The following is a 21,254-nucleotide window of genomic DNA, read 5'->3' as shown; positions in this document are numbered from 1 at the left end:
ATTTGGGGTCAGACCCGCCGGGTCTGACCCCAGCCCTTGCCTTGGGGTTTAGTTTTTTTTAAAGTGACAAAATAATGCCGACCTCCAACATCCCAGTCATCGCCATCGACGGCCCCACCGCTTCCGGCAAGGGCACGGTGGCGCACCGCGTGGCCGACAAGCTGGGCTTTCATTACCTGGACTCGGGCGCGCTGTACCGCCTGACGGCCTTGATGGCGCTGCGCCGCGGCACGGACTTGCGCGACGAGCACGCGCTAGCCAAGCTGGCCGAACACTTGCCCTGCCATTTTGCCGGTGGCGAGATCCTGCTGGCGCAGGAAAACGTGACCGAGCAGATCCGTGCCGAAGAAGTGGGCAATACGGCGTCGAAGATTGCCGTATTGCCAACGGTGCGCCATGCCCTGGTCAGCTTGCAGCTGGGTTTTCGCAAGACGCCGGGCCTGGTGGCCGACGGGCGCGACATGGGCACGGTGATCTTCCCGCATGCCCAATTGAAGGTGTTCCTCACGGCCAGCGTCGAGGCGCGCGCGCAACGGCGCTACAAGCAATTGATAGACAAGGGTTTTTCTGCTAAGATGGAAGACCTTCTGATGGATTTGCAGGCGCGGGACGAACGTGATACTCACCGTGCGATTGCGCCGCTGGTCCCTGCGGAAGGGGCGCATGTCCTCGATACGTCGGCAATGACGGCAGATGTTGCTGTCGAAACCGTGTTGAAATGGTACGCCGCTGCAGCAAAATAGCGTGTTGTTGTGCTATGTGGTGCCCGTTGACGGCTCCTGGCCTGTCCGGGTGTGTCAAAAACCTAACCCAGTTTAAGTCGCATCGTGCGATCTCTGCTGGATAACCTGTGTGAACCCTATGTCTACTGTTACAACTAACGAATCTACCGGTATGGAAAGTTTTGCTGCGCTCTTCGAGGAATCGTTGTCGCGTCAAGATATGCGCTCCGGCGAAGTTATTTCCGCTGAAGTCGTGCGCCTCGACCACAATTTCGTGATCGTGAACGCTGGCCTCAAATCCGAAGCATTCATCCCTGTCGAAGAATTCAAGAACGACCACGGCGAACTGGAAGTCAAAGTTGGTGACTTCGTTTCCGTGGCGATCGAATCGCTGGAAAACGGTTTCGGCGATACCATCCTGTCGCGCGACAAAGCCAAGCGTCTGGCTTCGTGGCTGGCTCTGGAAAAAGCGATGGAATCGGGCGAAATCGTCGTCGGTACCGTCAATGGTAAAGTCAAAGGCGGTCTGACCGTGTTGACCAACGGCATCCGCGCATTCCTGCCGGGCTCGCTGGTTGATACCCGTCCTGTCAAAGACACCACCCCATTCGAAGGCAAAACCCTCGAATTCAAAGTGATCAAGCTCGATCGCAAGCGTAACAACGTGGTTCTGTCCCGCCGCGCCGTCATCGAAGCTTCGATGGGCGAAGAGCGTCAGAAACTGATGGAAACGCTGAAAGAAGGCACGGTCGTGACCGGCGTCGTCAAAAATATCACCGACTACGGCGCGTTCGTGGATCTGGGCGGTATCGATGGCTTGCTGCACATCACCGACCTGGCATGGCGCCGTGTACGTCACCCGTCGGAAGTACTGACGGTTGGCCAGGAAATCACCGCCAAAGTCCTGAAATACGATCAAGAGAAAAACCGTGTTTCGCTGGGCGTGAAACAACTGGGCGACGATCCTTGGACCGGTCTGTCCCGTCGTTACCCACAAAGCACCCGTCTGTTCGGTAAAGTAACGAACCTGACCGACTACGGCGCGTTCGTTGAAGTGGAACAGGGTATCGAAGGTCTGGTACACGTTTCCGAAATGGACTGGACGAACAAAAACGTTGCTCCTAACAAAGTTGTCCAACTGGGCGACGAAGTAGAAGTGATGGTTCTGGAAATCGACGAAGAGCGTCGTCGTATTTCGCTGGGCATGAAACAGTGCAAAGCCAATCCATGGGACGACTTCGGTGTTACCCATAAGAAAGGTGACAAAGTCCGCGGCGCGATCAAATCGATCACCGACTTCGGCGTGTTCATCGGCCTGGCCGGCAACATCGACGGTCTGGTGCACCTGTCCGACCTGTCCTGGACCGAAACCGGCGAAGAAGCCGTGCGTCGCTTCAAGAAAGGTGACGAACTGGAAGCCATCGTTCTGGCCATCGACGTTGAGCGCGAGCGCGTTTCCCTGGGCGTCAAGCAACTGGAAGGTGACCCATTCAACAACTTCGCAGCCATGAACGACAAAGGCTCGCTGGTAACCGGTACCGTTAAATCGGTTGAGCCTAAAGGCGCCGTGATCCAACTGTCCGAAGAAGTTGAAGGCTACCTGCGCGCTTCCGAAATCTCGCGCGACCGCGTTGAAGATGCTGGTACGCACCTGAAAGTCGGCGACACCGTCGAAGCCATGGTGTTGAACATCGACCGCAAAGCCCGTGGTATCCAACTGTCGATCAAAGCGAAAGACAACGTTGAAACCCAGGAAGCCATGCAGAAGATGGCGGCTACCGACAACAACGCAGCTTCGGGCACCACCAGCCTGGGCGCCTTGTTGAAAGCTAAGTTCGATAACAAGAACTAAGACTGCGGATACGGCAGATGACAAAGTCCGAGCTGATCAACCGCCTCGCTGAGCGTTATTCTCAGCTGGTGGCGAAAGATGCGGAGTATGCCGTCAAGACCATTCTCGATGCGATGACCAACGCCCTGGCGACCGGTCAGCGTATCGAGATCCGCGGTTTTGGCAGTTTTGCCCTGAACAGCAGGCCCCCGCGCATCGGCCGCAACCCGAAATCCGGCGACAAGGTGATGGTTCCTGAAAAACGGGTACCCCACTTCAAACCGGGCAAACAGTTGCGCGAGCGGGTGGACGCGATGGTCGGGCAACCGATTATCGAGGATTAATCGTCTGCTGGAAGGCGACACAAAGAGCGGCGTCCTTGGATGCCGCTTTTTTTTGTTAATATGCTGAGAATACCTGACATAAGCTACTGCGCGTCGCGCTTTGCGGCCTGCGATGCTCACCGTACTTCAGTACGGTTGCGCTTCTTGGCCACAAATCACTGACGCTCGCTACGCTTCTGCCAGGCATTCCAAGGTTGTGCCATACGGGCATTTTTTGTACTTTCTGGGCGTATCGATGAAAATCATCTCCACCATCGTTGGCTGTGTTCTTTTCGTCCTGTTCTTCAGTTTTGCGCTGAAGAATGCGCAGGTTGTCGACCTGCATGTTTTCCTCAATTATGAAATTCGCGGCCCCCTGGTCCTGATGCTGCTGGGCTTTTTTGTCGCCGGCGCCAGCCTGGGCGTACTGGCCCTGACGCCGACCGTGTTCCGTCACCGCCGCGAAGCGAGCAAGCAAAAAACCACCATTGCCGCGCTGCAGACCGTTGGCGTGGCCAGCAATGTCCAGCCGCAACCGGACAGCGTGAGCGCGCAGTAAGCGGCGCCGTCGCTCCTATCTCTCTTACTCGAATAAAAACAATCGCATGGATTTTGAACTCTGGTGGCTCTTGGGTATCCCGGTGTTTTTCGCGCTGGGCTGGATTGCCGCGCGCGTGGACATTCATCAACTGGTATCCGAATCGCGCAGCCTGCCGCGCAATTACTTCAGGGGCTTGAATTTCCTGCTCAATGAACAGCATGACAAGGCCATCGACGCCTTCATCGAAGTCGTCAAGCTGGACCCGGAATCGGCCGATATGCACTTTGCGCTGGGCAATTTGTTCCGCCGCCGCGGCGAAACGGAGCGCGCCATCCGCGTGCACCAGAACCTGCTGGCGCGCCCGGACTTGCCGCTGGAGCAGCAGGGCCATGCCGCCTACGAGCTGGGCATGGATTACCTGAAGGCGGGTCTGCTGGACCGCGCCGAAGAAACCTTCAACAGCCTGATCGACACGCAATACGCGGCCCAGGCGCGCCGCGCGCTGCTGGAAATCTACCAGCGCGAAAAGGAATGGCCACGCGCCATCGAAGCGGCCGTGGGCTTGCAGGAATCGGGCGCCGGCGCGCGCCAGAAGGAAATCGCCCAGTTCTATTGCGAACTGGCGCATGACGCCCTCGTGCACATGAAACCGGACGACGCCATGCCGCTGCTGGAAAAAGCCCTGCAGACGGACCGCAAGAGCGTGCGCGCCACCATCCTGACGGGCGACGTGCTGCTGGCGCGCGGCGACGTGGAAGGCGCGCTGACCACCTGGCGCCGCGTGGAGCAGCAAAGCGTGCCGCACGTGGCCCTCGTGGCGCAGCGCCTGATGGATGGGTATACCAGGCTGGGCCGTCCACAGGAAGGCGTCAACCTGCTGCGCTCCTACCTGGAAGAAGCGTCGTCGATCGACCTGATCGAAGTGGTCTTCAAGGCAGTCATCGAACTCGACGGCGTGGAAGCGGCGAAACAGCTGGTCAGCGCCGAGCTGCGCCGCACGCCGACCCTGCTGGGCCTGGATAAACTGCTGGAAGCGCGCATGATGGATGCGCCGGCCGCCATCTGGTCGGAGCTGTCGATGGTAAAAAACCTCGTGCACGGCTACACGCAGAAGCTGGCCCGCTACCAGTGCAGCCACTGCGGCTTCAAGGCACGCCAGTTCTACTGGCACTGCCCTGGCTGCAACAAGTGGGAAACGTATCCACCGCGCCGCACCGAAGAACTCAATGTCATGAACTGATTCGTACACGTCACCTTGCCCTGAGTAATGTGGCGTGTACTTCTATGTAAGACCTGCTTTTTATCCATACGGTACAACCATGAAAATCACCATTATCGGCACCGGCTATGTGGGCCTCGTGACCGGCGCCTGCCTGGCGGAGCTGGGCAACGACGTCTTTTGCCTCGACCTGGACGCCCAGAAGGTCGACTTGCTCAACAGCGGCGGCATCCCTATCCATGAACCGGGCCTGGAAGAAGTCGTGGCGCGCAACCGCGCCGCCGGCCGCATGACCTTTTCCACTGACGTCGAGGCTGCCGCCGCGCACGGCGTGATGCAATTCATCGCCGTCGGCACGCCGCCCGATGAAGACGGCTCGGCCGACCTGCAATACGTGCTGGCGGCCGCGCGCGGCATCGGCAAGTACATGACGGACTTCAAGGTCATCGTCGACAAGTCGACCGTGCCCGTCGGCACGGCCGAAAAAGTGCGCGCCGCCATCCAGGGCGAACTCGACGCGCGCGGCGTGGCCGCTACGTTCTCGGTGGCGTCGAACCCGGAATTCCTCAAGGAAGGCGCGGCCGTCGAAGACTTCATGCGTCCGGACCGCATCGTCATTGGCTGCGACAGCACGCCGGACGGCGAGCGCGCGCGCGAATTGCTGAAAAGCCTGTACGCGCCGTTCAACCGTAACCGCGAACGCACCTACTGGATGGATGTGCGTTCGGCCGAATTCACCAAGTATGCGGCGAACGCCATGCTGGCCACGCGTATTTCCTTCATGAATGAGCTGGCCAACCTGGCCGACAAGGTGGGCGTCGATATCGAAGCCGTGCGCCACGGCATCGGTTCCGACCCGCGTATCGGCCACAGCTTCCTGTACGCCGGTTGCGGCTATGGCGGTTCATGCTTCCCGAAAGACGTGCAGGCGCTCGAGCGCACGGCGCGCGGCCACGGCCAGGAATTGCTGATCCTGCGTGCCGTCGAAGCCGTCAACGACCATCAGAAGCAGGTGCTGGGACGCAAAGTGGTCACTCGCTTCGGCGAAGACTTGACGGGCCGGCATTTCGCCATATGGGGCCTGGCCTTCAAGCCGAATACGGACGACATGCGCGAAGCGTCGGCTCGCGTCCTGCTGGCGGACTTGCTGGCGCGCGGCGCCACGGTCGCCGTGTACGACCCCGTCGCCATGGCCGAGGCGCGCCGCGTGCTGCAACTGGACTTGACGCCGGAGCAATTGGCCAGGGTGCGTTTTGCCGACAGTCCGAAGGATGCGCTGCAGGACGCCGATGCGCTGGTCATCGTGACCGAATGGAAAGCCTTCCGCAGTCCCGACTTCGAGCAGGTCAAGGCGCGCCTGAAGCAGGCCGTGATCTTTGACGGGCGCAACCTGTTCGAGCCGGCTGTCATGGCCGAGAATGGCATCGAATACCACGGGATCGGTCGCTCGATCCTGACGCGCGCATGAGCGCCCAAGAGGTGGTCGCCTTGACGGCGCCGGCCGCATTGGCCCAGGTGCGCCTGCTGGTGGTGGGCGATGTCATGCTCGACCGCTACTGGTTCGGCGACGTCAGCCGTATTTCGCCGGAAGCGCCCGTGCCCATCGTGCGCATCGAGAAGCGCGAGGAGCGCCTGGGCGGCGCGGCCAACGTGGCGCGCAATGCGGCCGCGCTGGGAGCGAAGACGAGCTTGCTGGGCGTGGTCGGCGACGACGAGGCCGGCAGCCAGGTCGAGCGCCTGCTCGAGGGCGGCGGCATCCACAGCTATCTGCAGCGCGATGCGGCCATTTCCACCATCATCAAGCTGCGCGTGATCGGCCGCCAGCAGCAGATGCTGCGCATCGACTTCGAGGATGCGCCCAGCGATACGGTGCTGCGCGACAAGCTCAAGCAATTCAATGCGCTGCTGCCACACTATGATGTGGTGGTCCTGTCCGATTACGCCAAGGGCAGCCTGGTGAACGTGGCCGAGATGATCAAGGCGGCCAGAAAGGCCGGCAAGATCGTCATGGTCGACCCGAAAGGCGATGATTTCAGCCGCTATGCAGGTGCGTCAGTGCTCACTCCGAACAAGTCCGAACTGCGCCGCGTGATCGGCAGCTGGAATACGGAAGAGCAACTCACGGAACGCGCGCAGCAGATGCGCGCGCAACTGGGCCTGGACGCCTTGTTGCTGACGCGCTCGGAAGAGGGCATGAGCTTGTACACGGCCGATGAGGTGGTGCACATGCCGACCGATGCGCGCGAAGTGTTCGACGTCTCGGGCGCCGGCGACACGGTGATCGCCACCATGGCGGCCATGCTGGGCGCCGGCATGGGCCTGGGCGACGCCGTGCGTACGGCCAACCGCGCCGGCGGCATCGTCGTCGGCAAGCTGGGCACGGCCACCGTTACCCGTGAAGAGCTGTTCCCGCAGTAAATTTGCTGTATCACCTGCGCCCGTCTGTTTGATCTGGCGCAGGTTTCCCCTCCATTTTGCCGTCCCGTCTTGTCAACCGTATCACGCCACAGCCGTTAAAGCCGTTAAGGCGCTGTTCCTCCTTTGCGTTCGAGTCATCTTGAAACCACATCACGGAGAGATACCCATGTTCAAAAAAATATTGCTGGCCATCGCCACCCTGATCGCGACGATGGGCTTTGCCTTTGCCCAGGTCGATGTCAACAAGGCGGACCAGGCGGCACTCGACAGCGTCAAGGGCATCGGCCCCGTCACGTCGAAAGCGATCATCGATGAACGCGCCAAGGGCGGCGCCTTCAAGGATTGGGCCGATTTCGAAGGCCGCGTAAAAGGCATCGGCCCGAAAAGTTCCGTGAAGCTGTCGGAAGCAGGCTTGCAGGTGAATGGCCAGGCCAAGTCCGGCGCGCCAGCGGGGCCCGCCCCGGCGGCGAAAGCTGCCCCGGCAAAAAAGGACAGTGCTGTGAAGGAAGTTGCAGCGAAAGAAGCCGCACCGAAGCCAGCTGCTGCGACCGACACCGCTGCGGCGCCGGTCAAGACGGCCGCTGAAACGAAGAAAGAAGCTGCTGCCGCGAAGAAAGAAGCCAAGGCCGCCGCTGCTGCCGCGAAAAAAGAAGCCGCCGCTGCCAAGGCGGTGCCGGCTGCAGCGGTTGTTCCCGCTGCCGCGACGGCCGATGCCGCCCCCGTGAAATCGGCTGCCGAAACGAAGAAGGAAGCCGCTGCTGCGAAGAAGGCGGCAACAGCCGCCAAGAAAGAAGCCAAGGCTGCGGAAGCGGCTGCGAAGAAGGAAGCCAAACTGGCTGCTGCCGACGCGAAGAAGGCCGAAGCCGAGAAAAAGTAAGCGTGTTGCTGTGAAGCGTGTTGCGTGGTGGTGCCGCGTAGCACGAGAAGAAAACCCCGCGTGGTACCGGCCGCGCGGGGTTTTTTTTATGCGTCTACAGCTGTGACTCGATCGGCAGCCAGCGCATCACGGACACCAGCATGCGGCGCCAGACGCCCGCTTCGGGATCGTGCGTCCACACCTTGGCGGGTTCTTCGGTGGCATCGGACCAGCGCACGGCGCCGTTGTCGAGGAGTAAACGATAGCTGGTGTCGCTCGATGTCGAGCGCAGGAACAGCGCGCGCATGTCGGCCGCCAGCGCGGCGTCGTCGAACAGCACGCCCATCTCCGTGTTCAGCTGGGCCGAGCGGGGATCGAGGTTGAAGGAGCCGACGAAGCCCCGCTGGCCATCGACCACCACGGCCTTGGTGTGCAGGCTGGCGCGGCTCGACCCCATCAGGCTGATGCGCTTGCGGTGCTGGGTCTTCAATTCGAACAGTTCGACGCCGCCGCCCAGCAGTGCCTGGCGGTAGCGCGCATAGCCCGCATGCACGAGGGCCACGTCGGTGGCCGCCAGCGAGTTGGTCAGCACCTGGACCTTGACGCCGGCCGCGACTTTTTCGCCCAGGGTCTGTGTCAGCGCCGTGCCGGGCACGAAGTATGGCGAGGTCAGCAGCGCTTCCTCGCGCGCATCCGTCAGCAGGGGCAGCAAGCTGTGCATGAGCCAGTGCTCGCTGCGCTGCAAACTGGCCACGGGCGCGGCTTTTTCCGGCGGATCCGACAATACCTGCACTTGCACGTTCCAGTGCAGGCGCAGGCGGCCATCCAGGTGGGCCTGCAGCTGGCCCGTATCGGTCAGCTGGCGCAAATAGGGCGAGGCGCCCAGTTCTCCGCTCAGCGCGTCGAGGCGGGTGCGCACAGCCTGCAGTTCCGGCGCGCCCGCGTGCTTGCCGGCGTGCAAGGCGCCGATGGGGATGACGGCGCGGCTGTTCCAGAAACGGTCGAAGATGTCGCTCGTCTGCTGCACGGCGGGGCCCACCAGCAGCAAGTCGGCATCCTGGAAATTGACTTGTTCGGCGGCATCAAAGTATTCATCGCCGATATTGCGCCCGCCGACGAGGGCAACCCTGCCATCGACGATCCAGGCCTTGTTGTGCATGCGCCGGTTCAGGCTGACGGCGCGCAAGGCCATTTCCATGGCGCGCAACCAGATGCCGTCGCGGTTGCGGCCCGGATTGAAGATGCGCACGTTGATCAGCGGGTGGCTGTCGAGCGCGAGGATGGCGGCGTCCTGGCCGCGCGCATTGACGTCGTCGAGCAACACGCGCACGCGCACGCCACGGTCGGCCGCGCGCAGCAGTTCACGCACCAGCAGGCGTCCCGTGACGTCGTTATGCCAGATGTAGTATTGCAGGTCGATGCTGCGGCCCGCTTCGCGCGCGCTCAGGGCGCGCAGGGCGAAGGCTTCCAGATTGTCGTCGATCAGGGCCGTGCCGCTGTGGCCTGGCCGCTGCGCCAGTTGCGGCGCCAGCACGCGGTCGAGCAGGGTGGCATCCATCGCCACGGGCAAGGCTGTCCCTGGCGTCCCCAGCGAACGCTCGGCGAAGCGTCCGTAGCTGTACAGGGCTGCGATGCTGAACACGGCAAACAAGGTGGCCAGCAGCAGCAATTTGACGAGCATGCGGCGCACCGTCAGCGGACCGCGGGCACGCTGCGGCGCGAGGAAAGTTTGGCGGTGTGGGGCATGCGGTCTCTTTCAGCTCGATGGCAACAGCCGATTGTAGCAGTTTCTATACCGCGCGATTTTCAGGCCGCGCCTGCGGGCAGGCGCGCCAGGAAGCCGTGAATCTGCGACACTACGGCCGCCCCTTCGCCGACGGCGGCGGCCACGCGCTTGGTCGAACCGGCCCGCACGTCGCCGATGGCGAACACGCCCGGCACACTGGTTTCCAGCGCGGCCCGGTCCGGCAAGTCGGGAGGCGGGTTGAGTAAATGTGCTGTGTGGCCGTGGGCGCGGCATTCGGCGCGCGTGACGTCGAAGCCCGTGCGGATAAAACCCTGTTCGTCGACGGCCACGGCGCAGTCGTGCAGCCAGTCCGTGTTCGGATCGGCGCCGACGAAGAGAAACACGCGGCGCACGGCGCAATCGGCTTCCTCGCCCGTGCGGTTGTTGCGCCAGCGCACCTCCGTCAAGCCATCGTCGTCGCCTTCGAGGGCGATGATTTCCGTGTGCGTGTGCAAGGAGATGTTGGGCGTGGCGGCGATGCGCTCGATCAGGTAGCTCGACATGCTGGCCGCCAGCCCTTCGCCGCGGATCAGCATGTGGACTTTGGCGGCGTGGCCGGAGAGAAACACGGCGGCCTGGCCGGCCGAATTGCCGCCGCCGACCAGGATGATCTCTTCCTGCCGGCACAGCTTGGCTTCGATGGGCGAGGCCCAGTAATACACGCCCCGTCCTTCGTACGTTTTCAGGTTCGCCAGCGAAGGCCGGCGGTAGCGCGCGCCGCACGACAGCACCACCGTGCGGGCGCGCACCTGCGTGCCGTCGCACAGCTTGACGCGCAGGGGCCAGGTGTCGCACAGCAAGTTGGCGGCGCTGGCCGGCGTGGCGATTTCGACGCCGAACTTTTGCGCCTGCACATAGGCGCGCCCCGCCAGGGCCCGGCCGGAAATGCCGGTGGGAAATCCCAGGTAATTTTCGATGCGCGCGCTGGCGCCCGCCTGGCCGCCATATGCGCGCTGCTCCAGCGCCAGTACCGATAAACCTTCAGAGGCCGCATACACGGCCGTGGCCAGACCGGCAGGACCGGCGCCCACCACCAGCACGTCAAAAATCTTGTCGCCGGACAAATCAGGCAGCATGCCCAGGCAGCGTCCCAGTTCCGCATTGCCGGGATTCTTCATGATTTTGCCGTCCGGACAGACCACCAGCGGCCACTCCTGCGGCGTGGGCTGGTAGCGTCCGGCCAGCGCGGCGGCGGCCGCATCAGTGGCCGGATCGAGCACCGTATGCGGGTGGCCATTACTCGATAAAAAGCTTTGCAGGTGGAACAGATTGCCATTGCCGCGCGGCCCCACCAGCACGGGGCCGCCCGAATTCGATTCGATCAATGCCACGCGGCGCAGGATCAGGGCGCGCACGATGCGTTCGCCCATCTCCGCCTCGGCCACGATCAGCGCGCGCAGGGATTCCGAGCTGATGTCGAGCAATTCCACGGCGCCCACGGCGCTGCCGTTGACGAGGGTGGGGCGGCCGGACAATTGCGCCACCTCGGCAATGAAGTGGCCGACGCCCACTTCGCGCAGCAGCGACGCCTGCCCCAGCACTTCGTGGCGCGTGATGCTGACCCGTCCGGACAGTATCACCAGCATGCCGAAACTGCTGCTGCCCGCCTCGAACAGCGTGGCTCCATCGGCAAAGCGCCGCAGCGTGCCATAGCGCTGCAAGCGCTGCAGTTCGAGCGCATTGAAGACGGGAGAGATCTGGTGGCTGCGGCCCTGCAAGTCGAGCGTGGCGAACTGGACGGGATCGTCGTGCGTCGTTTCGGGAATGAATTCGGGTGTGCTGCTGGCCATGGCGGGTCCGTTCGGAGACTGAATAAGCAAATAACAAAAATAACTAACAGTGACGAGTCTAGCGCATGCGGCGCGCGCCTGCCGCAATACCCGTTGCGCACGCCCGGAAATGGCGGCGCGGTAGGCCCCATGCGGCGTGTGGCGGCGCAGCCGGACGCGCGCGCGGGCCCGGCTGCTGCTGCCGATGAGTGATACGCCGTCCAGCATCTCATATTAGAATGGGTCTTTGTTGAAACCACTCAAACAGACACGATGGCTTACAAGACACTTGAAGATACGATCGGCAATACCCCGCTGGTGCAGCTGACGCGCTTGCCGGGTGCCGATGCGCTTGCGCGCAACAACGTCATCCTGGGCAAGCTGGAGGGCAATAATCCCGCTGGTTCCGTGAAGGACCGCGCGGCCATGTCCATGCTCAAGCGCGCTGAAGAGCGCGGCGTCATCAAGCCAGGCGATACCCTGATCGAGGCGACCAGCGGCAATACGGGCATCGCGCTGGCCATGGCCGCCGCCTTGCGCGGCTACAAGATGCTGCTCTTGATGCCGGATAACCTCAGCGTGGAGCGCCGCCAGAGCATGGCTGCCTATGGCGCCGATATTTTGCTGACGCCGAAGACGGGCGGCATGGAATATGCGCGCGACCTGGCCGAGCAGATGCAGAAGGATGGCCGTGGCATCATCCTCGACCAGTTCGCCAACGAAGACAATGCGCGCGCCCACTATGAAAGCACGGGGCCGGAAATCTGGCGCGATACCAATGGGCAGGTCACGCACTTCGTCAGCGCCATGGGCACGACGGGCACCATCATGGGCGTGTCGCGCTATCTGAAAGAGCAGAATCCCGCCATCCAGATCATCGGCGCCCAGCCCGAGGAAGGTTCGCAGATTCCCGGCATCCGCAAGTGGCCGGAAGCGTACTTGCCGAAAATTTACGACAAGTCGCGCGTCGACCAGGTGGAATACGTGAGCCAGGGCGTGGCCGAGCGCATGGCGCGCAGCCTGGCGGCGGAAGAGGGCTTGTTCTGCGGCATCTCAGCAGCCGGCGCGTGCGAAATCGCGCTGCGCATCTCGCAAACGGTGGAAAACGCGACCATCGTGTTCGTCGTCTGCGACCGCGGCGACCGCTATCTGTCTACAGGTGTTTTCCCTGCGTAATGGTGTAATTGAATTGATATCGGCCAGAACGGCCTGAGAACAGCTGGAACTACCCCCTCCCCACGGCGGGGAGGGAAAACCTGCGGAACTGGCAGGATCAGCCTTGTGGCGTTTCGCCTTCTTTTGGCTTGAATTGCTTGTCGCTGATGCGGAATTTGTTGCGGCGGTCACCCATCAGGTAACGCAGGTCGCGGATGCTCAGGTCGCTGACTTCGTGCATGCGGATCAGCAGCGATGCACCGACCGGCAGGCGGTGGTGACGGATTTTGCTGATGACCGGTGGCGCTACTTCCAGCGCGCGGGACAGGGCTGCGTCGTTTTTCAGGCGCAGGTTTTCGATCAGGGTATCGAGCAGTCTGTTTGGGTTGTATTGCAACAGATCGTCGGAGTCCGAATCGCTGTTCATATCAATGCCGACTTGGTTTGTCATGATGTTATTGTTCCTTCTGTAGTTGCACTGCAAAGTAAAAAACACTCGGAGCTCGCTCTTGCTGCGTTCATGTTCATTCTTTACTAAAAGGAACAAATTCACACACGGTACGATCCGGGATACAGTTTTTCATAATATATACACAATTGTACAGCAGGATTCAATTTCAGGCAGGAAAGCCTGGCAATCTTGCTTTGTACAGAATAAGTGTTGTCTTGTTGCAACACCTATTTATTCTTTATTATGCTCCATGATAGAACAAAAATTGTACTTTGACAAAAGTTAAGTATAAAACCATTTCCGTATTCCGTGCCGCACAAAGGCTGGCGAGCGAGGCTGGCACATGTTATCGGCCCCACCATAGACTTGTTTGCTGGCCGCTTCAACATCGCTTACGCTTTCTTACAAGTAATATTATAACTTTACACTGACTTTCGGTTAGCGTGCGCGCACTTGCCTGATGGCTTTGCCCAGGTCAATGACGGACATGGCATAAAAATAACTTCTGTTGTACTGAGTTATAGCAAAGAAGTTATTGCTTGCCAAGTGATACTCAGTTGCTTCGGAACCATTTTGCAAATCGATCAGGCCGAACAACATGTTCTGGGGCGTGGCCGTGACGGTATTCACGCCAGCTTCCTGCAATTCCTCCAACCGGTATTTGGCCTGCAAGCCCTGGCCGATGAACTTTTCCCAGGCGCGGCTGGCCGAAACGGTGACGGGATATGTGCTGATGGCCGGGTCATCGCGCCTCCAGCCATGCTCGACGAGGAAATGCGCGACGCTGCCGATGGCATCGGTCGTGGAATTGCGCAAGTCGATGTGACTATCGCCATCGAAGTCCACCGCATACTGCATGATGCTGCTGGGCATGAACTGGGGCAGGCCGATGGCGCCCGCATACGAGCCGAGCAGGGTCAAGGGATCGATGCCATCCTTGCGCGCGTACAGCAGCGCGTTTTCCAGTTCCCCCTTGAAAAACGCCATGCGCGCGGCCCGCGTCGGGCTTTCCGGATAGGAAAACGCCAGGGTCGTCAGCGCGTCGAGCACGCGGAAGCGGCCCGTGTTGCGTCCGTACACGGTTTCCACGCCGATGATGCCGACGATGATCTCGGCCGGCACGCCATATTCGCGCTCGGCGCGCGCCAGCGCTTCCGCATTCTCTTCCCAGAATTTCACGCCCGCATTGATGCGCACCGGCTCGATGAAGCGGGCGCTGTACGCTTGCCAGTTCTTCGGCTTGCCCGGCGGTGCCGGCTTCATCAGTTGCACGGTCGACTCGACATAGCGCACCTTGCCGATCAGGACATCGAGTTCGGCGCGGTCAAAGCCGTGTTTGGCGGACATATCGTCGAGGAAGGCGCGGACTTCTTTCCAGTTGGCATAGTCGACAAATTCGCCTTCGAAGTCGAATTTCGCCGGTGCTTTCTTCGCCGCCGGCTTGCCGGCCACCTTTTTGACAGGCTGGGCCTTGGCCGCGCGCACGGCACGGGCACGGTCGGCAGCGGAAATATTGCTGTTTTCGCCAGCGTGCGCGGTGGCAAAGCACAGAGGAAGGGAGAGGAGCAGGGACAGGGCGGAGGTTTTGATCGGTAACAAGGAGCGTCTCATCGGCATTGGGTTAACAGGCGGCGCAAGCTGCGCCGCGCGCGGAGTTGTTCGTCTGGGTTGGCATTACCATACTTCATCGCGGCATAGATTGCCAGAAACTGTGCGATGGCGGCGTGCGCCTCGGGTGTGGCCTTGCCCGCAGCCAGCCGGGCAGCATAACCGTGCGGGCCTTCATGCGGCGCACGGCTGTAGCCGCGCCGCGCCTGCTGCTGGCAAAACTGCGCGTACAGGGCGTCGAGCGGATCGCCTTGCCGCGCCTGCCGCCACCAGACCAGTGCGCCCGCCGCCGCGGCCAGCAGGGCCAGCACGGCGCAAGCGACTGCCAGCTTGTGCGCTGGCAAGTTTTTCAAGCCATCGAGCATGGCGCGCTGGCGTTGCGGCGTGGTGTCGAGCACCCAGCGGCTCCAGGCGTGCTCGGCCTGCTGCCATTGCTGGCGCCACGCGGCAGCCGCCCCGTGCGCGCCGCCATCGAGGCCGGCCAGGGCGCGCCAGGCCGTCAGCGGCGACGGGGCCGGTGGCAGGGCGGCATCGAGGTTGTGCTCCGTGCGCAGGGGCGCGACGGCGCTGGTGGGATCGATGCGCACCCAGCCCCGGCCCGCCAGCCACACTTCGCTCCAGGCATGGGCGTCGGACTGGCGCACGCTCAGGCTGTTATCTGTCCCGTTGCGCAGGCCGCCCTGGTAGCCCGTGACGACGCGCGCGGGAATGCCCATGGCGCGCATCAGCACGACAAAGCTGCCCGCGTAGTGTTCGCAAAAGCCCGCTTGCGTGGCAAACAGGAAGTCGTCGACGCCATGCTTGCCCAGCAGCGGTGGCTGCAAGGTGTAGCGGAAAGGCGCGCGGCGGAAGTGATCGAGCACGGCAGCGATGGCGGCGGCGGGCGCCAGCGCCTGGGGGCCGCTGCCGCGCAATGCGCGGGCCCAGGCCACGCTGCGCGGATTGCTGCCAGCGGGCAAGGCCAGCCATGGCTGCTGCTGCGCGACCGACAAGCTTGCCTGCAGCCGGTAGCGTGGCTGGGAACTGACGTGGTAACGCACGGTCGAAGTAATAGGCTGTATGGTCAGCACTTCCAGCGCGGACGACACGACATACGGGTTACCGGGCAAGCGTTCGATGCTGCGCGGCACGTCGAGTGCGAAGATGCGCCGCTGGCCGCTCGCTTGCAAGATCACTTCGTAGCGGCTGGGCTGGCCTTCCAGTGCGACGTCTATCCGGCTGTCGCTGGCAGGCGCGCGCCCCTTCGCGCCCCTGCGTGTCCAGGTAGCGCCGTCGAAGTCTCCCAGCACCACGCCGCGCCAATACAGCTGGTCTTGCGGCGGGAGTGTTGTGCTGAAACGGGCATGGAAGACGGGGTCGCTTGACAGGGCCAGCGAGGCGATGGCGCCCGGCTGCATGCTGTCGGACAAGCCCGTGCGCGCCTGCGCGCCTTCTGCTGCGGCACCCCACAGGGGACCGTCGACGCGTGGCATGGCAAGAAACATCACGGCCGACAGGGGAAGGGCCAGCGCCAGCATGCGTCCCAGCAAACTTAACCGTTGCGCCAGGCGCGGCTGCACGGCGCCATATTGGGCTGACAGCAGCGCGGCCAGCAGGACGATGACGGTGGCCAGCATCCAGGCGGCGCTGAGGATGCCTTGCGCATGAAAGAAGTTTGCCAGCAGGAGGAAAAAACTGAGGAAGACAAAGACGAAGATGTCGCGCCGGCCATGCATTTCCAGCGATTTCAAGGCCAGCAGCAGGGCCAGCATGGCTACGCCCGCGTCGCGTCCCAGCACGCTGCCGTAGCTGGCGTAGACGGCGGCGATGCCGAGCAAGGCCAGCGGCGCAAGCACGGCCAGCTGCGGCTGGCGCCGGCCCCGCACGGTGATGACGGCGCGCCACAGCAGGAGGGTCGCAGCGGAGGCCGACAGCCACGGGGGCAGGTGCAGCGCGTGCGGCGCCAGCACCATGGCGGCGGCCAGCAACAGCAGCACAATGTCGGCCTGGTCGCGCGGCAAGTTGGTCAGCCATTGCCTCATGCCGTGGCCTGATCTTGCGGCAAATTCTGCGGCAAATCGTGCAGGGCCAGCGCGCGCAGGCAGGCATCGCGCTGGCTGGCGCCCAGGGCCGGCGCCAGAGTCAGCGTGCCCAGGCGCAAGCCATATGGCAAGCCTGTGCGTTCCGCCTGCAGCACCCAGGCGGCCAGGCGTGACAGGCGCGCTTCCGGCGCCAGCGCGTGCAGCGTGGCGTGCTCGAGCAGGATGCTGCCACGGACTGCGCTCACGGGCGCATCGGCGGCAGGCTGGAATTGCTTGCTGAATAGATGCTCGCCATCATGGCGGGCGATCTGGCGCCAGGCCAGGCGGTGCAAGGGATCGCCTGGCTGGTAGGCGCGTACTCCCGCCAGTTCCAGGGTGCCACCGGACGAGCGCGACTGTGGTGGCGTCGGCTTTGCCAGCTGTTCCGTTCCGGCGGGCAAGGGCAGCGGGGGCGCGTTGTGCTCGGGCTGCGGATACACGAGTACGCGCGCCTCGGGCTGCCAATGACACCAGGTGATAAACAGGCCCAACGGGAAACTGCCCGACAGGCGCACGGCTGGAGAGTCCAGCCAGCCCCGTTGCCGTGCCGCCACGACGATGCTGACGGCCGTTTCCCCGTGGGCGGCGATATCGGCCAGGCTGGGCGCTGCCGTGGCATCGCGCACGGTCAGGTGGATCGCATGGCGCGGGCGCGCGCTGCGGTTGATCAGGCGCAAGGTGAAACAGGCTTGGCTGCCCGCGAACACGGGCTTGCCGGGTGCGGCGGCCAGCGCCAGCTCCGCCAGGTTGCGGCTGGCAAACAGCATGTCGGCGATGGCGCAGGCGGCCGCGAAGTACGTCAGCGCGTAGCCCAGGCCCAGGTGGTAATTGACGGCGGCGATCCACAGCGCCAGCAGCAGCGCGGCAAATGCCAGGCCCGCGCGCGAGGGGCGGATGTGCACGCGCTGCGCGCCCAGCCAGGGGCGCGCCGGCAGCCAGCCGCTGGTGCGCGGGCGCATCCCGGTCAGACGGGGGTAGCCAGCAGCAATTGCTGCAGCAGGCTGCGGCTGTCTGCGGACCCTTGCGTGGCATGCAGACGGTGGGCGCAGACGGGAAGCAGCACGGCTTGCACGTCGTCGGGCACGACGTGGTCGCGTCCGGCCAGGGCGGCCCAGGCGCGCGCCGCCTGCAGCAGGGCCAGCGCGGCGCGCGGACTGAGGCCATCGGCAAACACGCCCGGCACGCGGGTGGCATGCACGAGGGCCAGCACATAGTCGACGACGGCGGGCGCAGCGTGGATGTCGCGCAGGCCTGCTTGCGCCTGCAGCAATTCTTCCGCATTCATGACGGCCGGCAAGGTCTGCAGCATGGCGCGGCGGTCGGCGCCCAGCAGCAGTTCCCGTTCGGCGGCCGCATCGGGGTAGCCCAGGGTGACGCACATGAGAAAACGGTCAAGCTGCGACTCGGGCAGGGGGAAGGTGCCCAGCTGGTGCGCGCAGTTTTGCGTGGCGATGACGAAAAACGGCTGCGGCAGCGCGCGCGTGACGCCATCGAGGCTCACTTGCCGCTCTTCCATCGCTTCGAGCAAGCCCGATTGCGTCTTCGGCGTGGCGCGGTTGATCTCGTCGGCCAGCAGCACCTGGGTAAACAGGGGGCCAGGGTGGAAGACGAAGCTGCCACTGCCCCGGTCATACACGCTCATGCCGGCCACATCGGCGGGCAGCAGGTCGCTGGTGAATTGCTGGCGCTTCCATTGCAGGCCCAGCGAGATGGCCAGCGCGTGGGCCAGGGTCGTCTTGCCCACGCCGGGCACGTCTTCGATCAGCAGGTGGCCGCCCGCGAGCACGCAGGCGAGAGTCTGGCGGATCTGCAAGTGTTTGCCGACGAGAACTTCGCCGATCTGCTGTGCGGCCTGGTGTATTTTCGGAAACATGCTATTTCTATCACAGTAAGACGGATTATTTAATTTACAATCGCTTTGGCCAGGTCAAACGGCGCTGCCCGCCACCTGCGCGCTCGTGGTAGATTAGCGCTGATGCAAGGGCGGCACAGACCGGCCAGTGATTTTATGCGAGAACGCGCAGGGCGAACAGGAATGCCATGCAGTGTTCCCAATATGCACAGAGAATGGACAGAGACAGAGGTAACCAGTACAGCGCATGAGCACAGCCATTTATACCCATCCCGATTGTCAGCGCCATGAAATGGGCGATTGGCATCCCGAATCGCCGGCCCGTTTGCAGGCCATCAACGATCAATTGATCCTCGCGCACATCAGCGACCTGGTCGAGCACCGCGACGGCGTGCGCGCGCAATTGTCCGATATCGAGCGCAACCACAGCGCCACGGCCATCGGGCTGGTGCGCGACAATGTGCCGCCGGAGGGCGATTACTATCCGCTCGACGGCGATACCTTGCTCAACGCGCATAGCTACGAGGCGGCGCTGGCCGCCGCTGGCTCGGCCGTGGCAGCCACCGACGCCGTCATCGATGGCGAGATCAGCAACGCCTTTTGCGCGATCCGCCCGCCCGGCCACCATGCGCGGCCCAGCGAACCCATGGGTTTTTGCCTGTTCAACAATATCGCCATCGCCGCCAAGCATGCGCTCGATGTGCGTGGGCTGGAAAGAGTCGCCATCGTCGACTTCGACGTACACCACGGCAATGGCACGGCCGAATCCGTGGCGAACGACCCGCGCATCCTGATGGTCAGCTTCTTCCAGCACCCGTTTTATCCGTACAGCGACGTGGAGTCCTACACCGATACCCGCGTCAACGTGCCCGTGCCGGCCCGCTCGAAAGGCGACGCCGTGCGCCAGCTGGTGCTTGACCACTGGCTGCCGGCGCTGCACCGGCAGCAGCCGCAGATGATTTTCATTTCCGCCGGTTTCGATGCTCACCGCGAAGACGACGTGGGCGGCATGGGCCTGGTGGAGGCCGACTACACGTGGATGACGCAGCAAATGATGGCCGTGGCCAATCAGTATGGCAAGGGCCGCATCGTCAGCTGCCTCGAAGGGGGCTACAACCTGTCTTCGCTGGGCCGCAGCGTGGCGGCGCACGTGAAGGCGCTGGCGGAGCTGTAACGGTGCAGCGAACTACAGCAAGCTGGGAAGGCTGCTGGAATTGGTGTGGCGATGGGTCTGGTAGTCGAGCGCGTCGCCGGCCATGAAGCGGCGCCAGGCTTGCGTGTAGACGAGCGATGATTTATCCGCATCAAAACTGTCGAGCTGCAACATGTCGCGGTGGTGCTTGATTTCATTGACCAACTGGTCATACAGCATCTGCAAGCCATAGCTGTCCGCACTCTGGCGTTTCAGGCGCTCTTCCAGCTGCGCCACTTGCCCCCGCAACTGCCGGCATTCTTTCTTCCAGTCATTGCGCGGCACGGGCTTGGGCGCCGTGCCAGTGTGTTCCATCATCATATCGAACTATCCCCATCGCCTATTTCCCTGGCGGGAGCCAGCCTGGAAATAATTGCTTTTCATTTAAGAGGCGATATTAGAGCACACTTTTTTGTTTCTTTCAGCAAATATAAAAATCCATGTGGAAATAATTTACCCGGCTTCCCGGGCGCGCCTCACTGGTGCTGCGCTGCCTTCAATGGCGCTGCGGGGGCGGCTCCGGCCATTTTGCCATCGTCGGCGTGCGTCAGAGTCAGCAGGGTATTGTCGTCCCAGCTCACGTCATGCAGCGGTGGCACGTAGCGCTGCCGGTCGTGCGTGACGCGGATGTCCAGCGTGCGTTCGCCCGAGCGCGCCTGCACGGCAAGCAGCTTGCGGGACACGGGAAACGACACGTGGATCAGCGATGAGTGGCACGGCCCGCCCGCCAGGCGGAACAGGTTGCGCCGGACAAAGGACAATTCATCCTGCTCGACGGCCCAGCGAATCTCGCATTCCAGGCGCAAGTCGCCCAGGCGGCGCACGTTCTGGGGCAGGCCCGGCGTGTGGATGTCGGCGCGCCAGCGCAAGGTGTCGCGCTTCTTGTTGCTGACCAGGTCGGCATTCGCATCGTAGGTGGTCTTGTCGCGCGACAAGGTGAAGCCGCCGTCCGCTGCCAGCGGTACGGGGATCGACAGGTTGTCGGCCGACAGATGCAGGGTCACGCCATCGAGCCTGGCCTGCGGCGTGGCGGGGATCAGCATGAAGCGCAGCGGCGCATCCGGCGCCAGGCGCTGGTGGTCGGCATACGCATCGAGTCCCTTGAGCATGGTGCGGTAGGGGCGCAGGTCGGGATCGCGCGTGCTTTGCACGTCGACAATCTGCTGCATTGCCTGGTTCGCCAAGTCGCCCGGCGCCGCCCCTTGTTCCTGGGCCATGGCGGGCAGCTGGCAGACGTAAAGGGCGGCGAGGAGGCAAAGGCGGGGAAAGTGCATGGAATGCGTGCCAGGTTGAGCGTGCAATGGGGAAACCGGCCAGGCTGGACGGACTGCGGATCTTATCATTCATGTAACTGCGAAATTATCACCAATTGTCTCGTCCGCGTCGCACGGCTGGCGCTGGCGGCGGAAAATGGGACGTCGTGGCGGCAACCACGTAAAATAGCGGATTGACCGAACGATTTTGAAAGCAA

The 21,254-nt window shown here is 62.9% G+C and carries 19 protein-coding genes; 10 read left to right on the top strand and 9 right to left on the bottom strand.

The features are described 5' to 3' along the window. The first annotated feature begins 74 nt into the window (after window positions 1–74). From cmk to AC54AF_RS08750, 8 genes are all read left to right on the top strand, one after another. A complete protein-coding gene (cmk, locus tag AC54AF_RS08785; protein WP_496636242.1) occupies window positions 75–743 on the top strand; it encodes a (d)CMP kinase in 669 nt (222 codons plus the stop codon). A gap of 118 nt (window positions 744–861) precedes the next feature. Next, on the top strand, window positions 862–2,574 hold the full coding sequence (gene rpsA, locus AC54AF_RS08780; protein ID WP_071650172.1) for a 30S ribosomal protein S1: 1,713 nt from the start codon (window positions 862–864) through the stop codon (window positions 2,572–2,574). A 17-nt stretch (window positions 2,575–2,591) separates the two neighbouring features. After that, window positions 2,592–2,897 (top strand): integration host factor subunit beta, encoded by a 306-nt coding sequence (locus tag AC54AF_RS08775; protein ID WP_008446215.1) that lies wholly within the window; start codon window positions 2,592–2,594, stop codon window positions 2,895–2,897. 235 nt (window positions 2,898–3,132) lie between these two features. Then, complete coding sequence (locus tag AC54AF_RS08770) at window positions 3,133–3,435, top strand: LapA family protein (protein ID WP_077400759.1); 303 nt, start codon at window positions 3,133–3,135, stop codon at window positions 3,433–3,435. Between the two features lie 46 nt (window positions 3,436–3,481). Next, complete coding sequence (lapB, locus tag AC54AF_RS08765) at window positions 3,482–4,657, top strand: lipopolysaccharide assembly protein LapB (protein WP_131687105.1); 1,176 nt, start codon at window positions 3,482–3,484, stop codon at window positions 4,655–4,657. Window positions 4,658–4,736: 79 nt separating this feature from the next. Continuing rightward, window positions 4,737–6,104: a UDP-glucose dehydrogenase family protein gene (locus tag AC54AF_RS08760; protein ID WP_496636241.1), complete on the top strand. Its 1,368-nt coding sequence runs from the start codon at window positions 4,737–4,739 to the stop codon at window positions 6,102–6,104. Next, on the top strand, window positions 6,101–7,054 hold the full coding sequence (gene rfaE1 / locus AC54AF_RS08755; RefSeq protein ID WP_496636240.1) for a D-glycero-beta-D-manno-heptose-7-phosphate kinase: 954 nt from the start codon (window positions 6,101–6,103) through the stop codon (window positions 7,052–7,054). The genes AC54AF_RS08760 and rfaE1 overlap by 4 nt, the downstream gene beginning before the upstream one ends. Beyond that, window positions 7,032–7,931, top strand: a complete 900-nt coding sequence (locus AC54AF_RS08750; RefSeq protein WP_496636239.1) for a ComEA family DNA-binding protein — start codon at window positions 7,032–7,034, stop codon at window positions 7,929–7,931. The genes rfaE1 and AC54AF_RS08750 overlap by 23 nt, the downstream gene beginning before the upstream one ends. 94 nt (window positions 7,932–8,025) lie before the next feature. On the opposite strand, the gene AC54AF_RS08745 is transcribed toward AC54AF_RS08750, so the two are convergent. Then, complete coding sequence (locus tag AC54AF_RS08745) at window positions 8,026–9,591, bottom strand: phospholipase D family protein (protein ID WP_496636238.1); 1,566 nt, start codon at window positions 9,589–9,591, stop codon at window positions 8,026–8,028. 125 nt (window positions 9,592–9,716) lie between these two features. After that, complete coding sequence (locus tag AC54AF_RS08740; RefSeq protein WP_496636237.1) at window positions 9,717–11,486, bottom strand: FAD-dependent oxidoreductase; 1,770 nt, start codon at window positions 11,484–11,486, stop codon at window positions 9,717–9,719. 252 nt (window positions 11,487–11,738) lie between these two features. Between AC54AF_RS08740 and cysM the strand changes: the two genes are divergently transcribed. After that, window positions 11,739–12,641 (top strand): cysteine synthase CysM, encoded by a 903-nt coding sequence (gene cysM / locus AC54AF_RS08735; protein WP_099400966.1) that lies wholly within the window; start codon window positions 11,739–11,741, stop codon window positions 12,639–12,641. Window positions 12,642–12,738: 97 nt separating this feature from the next. Here the strand turns inward: cysM and AC54AF_RS08730 are convergent, their stop codons facing one another. The 5 genes from AC54AF_RS08730 to AC54AF_RS08710 all read right to left on the bottom strand — a co-directional run bounded on the left by AC54AF_RS08730 (window position 12,739) and on the right by AC54AF_RS08710 (window position 18,612). Further along, window positions 12,739–13,071 carry a hypothetical protein gene (locus AC54AF_RS08730; RefSeq protein ID WP_034751784.1) on the bottom strand — a complete coding sequence of 111 codons (333 nt, stop codon included), beginning with the start codon at window positions 13,069–13,071 and terminating at the stop codon, window positions 12,739–12,741. Between the two features lie 438 nt (window positions 13,072–13,509). Continuing rightward, the gene (gene mltB / locus AC54AF_RS08725; RefSeq protein WP_496636236.1) at window positions 13,510–14,688 is read right to left on the bottom strand and encodes a lytic murein transglycosylase B; all 1,179 of its coding nucleotides are present in this window, start codon (window positions 14,686–14,688) and stop codon (window positions 13,510–13,512) included. Further along, the gene (locus AC54AF_RS08720) at window positions 14,679–16,700 is read right to left on the bottom strand and encodes a transglutaminase TgpA family protein (RefSeq protein ID WP_496636235.1); all 2,022 of its coding nucleotides are present in this window, start codon (window positions 16,698–16,700) and stop codon (window positions 14,679–14,681) included. Before AC54AF_RS08720 ends, mltB begins: the two co-directional genes overlap by 10 nt. Continuing rightward, window positions 16,697–17,698 (bottom strand): DUF58 domain-containing protein, encoded by a 1,002-nt coding sequence (locus AC54AF_RS08715; RefSeq protein ID WP_496636234.1) that lies wholly within the window; start codon window positions 17,696–17,698, stop codon window positions 16,697–16,699. The genes AC54AF_RS08720 and AC54AF_RS08715 overlap by 4 nt, the downstream gene beginning before the upstream one ends. 5 nt (window positions 17,699–17,703) lie before the next feature. Next, window positions 17,704–18,612, bottom strand: coding sequence for an AAA family ATPase (locus AC54AF_RS08710; protein ID WP_496636233.1), 909 nt, complete (start codon window positions 18,610–18,612; stop codon window positions 17,704–17,706). A 226-nt stretch (window positions 18,613–18,838) separates the two neighbouring features. Between AC54AF_RS08710 and AC54AF_RS08705 the strand changes: the two genes are divergently transcribed. Next, window positions 18,839–19,765, top strand: coding sequence for a histone deacetylase family protein (locus AC54AF_RS08705; RefSeq protein WP_131687096.1), 927 nt, complete (start codon window positions 18,839–18,841; stop codon window positions 19,763–19,765). A 12-nt stretch (window positions 19,766–19,777) separates the two neighbouring features. Here AC54AF_RS08705 and AC54AF_RS08700 read toward each other — a convergent pair whose 3' ends face one another. Further along, window positions 19,778–20,104 carry a hypothetical protein gene (locus AC54AF_RS08700; RefSeq protein WP_496636232.1) on the bottom strand — a complete coding sequence of 109 codons (327 nt, stop codon included), beginning with the start codon at window positions 20,102–20,104 and terminating at the stop codon, window positions 19,778–19,780. Between the two features lie 155 nt (window positions 20,105–20,259). Continuing rightward, a complete protein-coding gene (locus tag AC54AF_RS08695; protein WP_496636231.1) occupies window positions 20,260–21,000 on the bottom strand; it encodes a hypothetical protein in 741 nt (246 codons plus the stop codon). Window positions 21,001–21,254: the final 254 nt, after the last annotated feature.

It is taken from the genome of Janthinobacterium sp. JF4 (assembly GCF_059617925.1).
The sequence above is the reverse complement of the archived record's forward strand: the minus strand, read 5'-3'. Positions and strand labels throughout refer to the sequence as shown.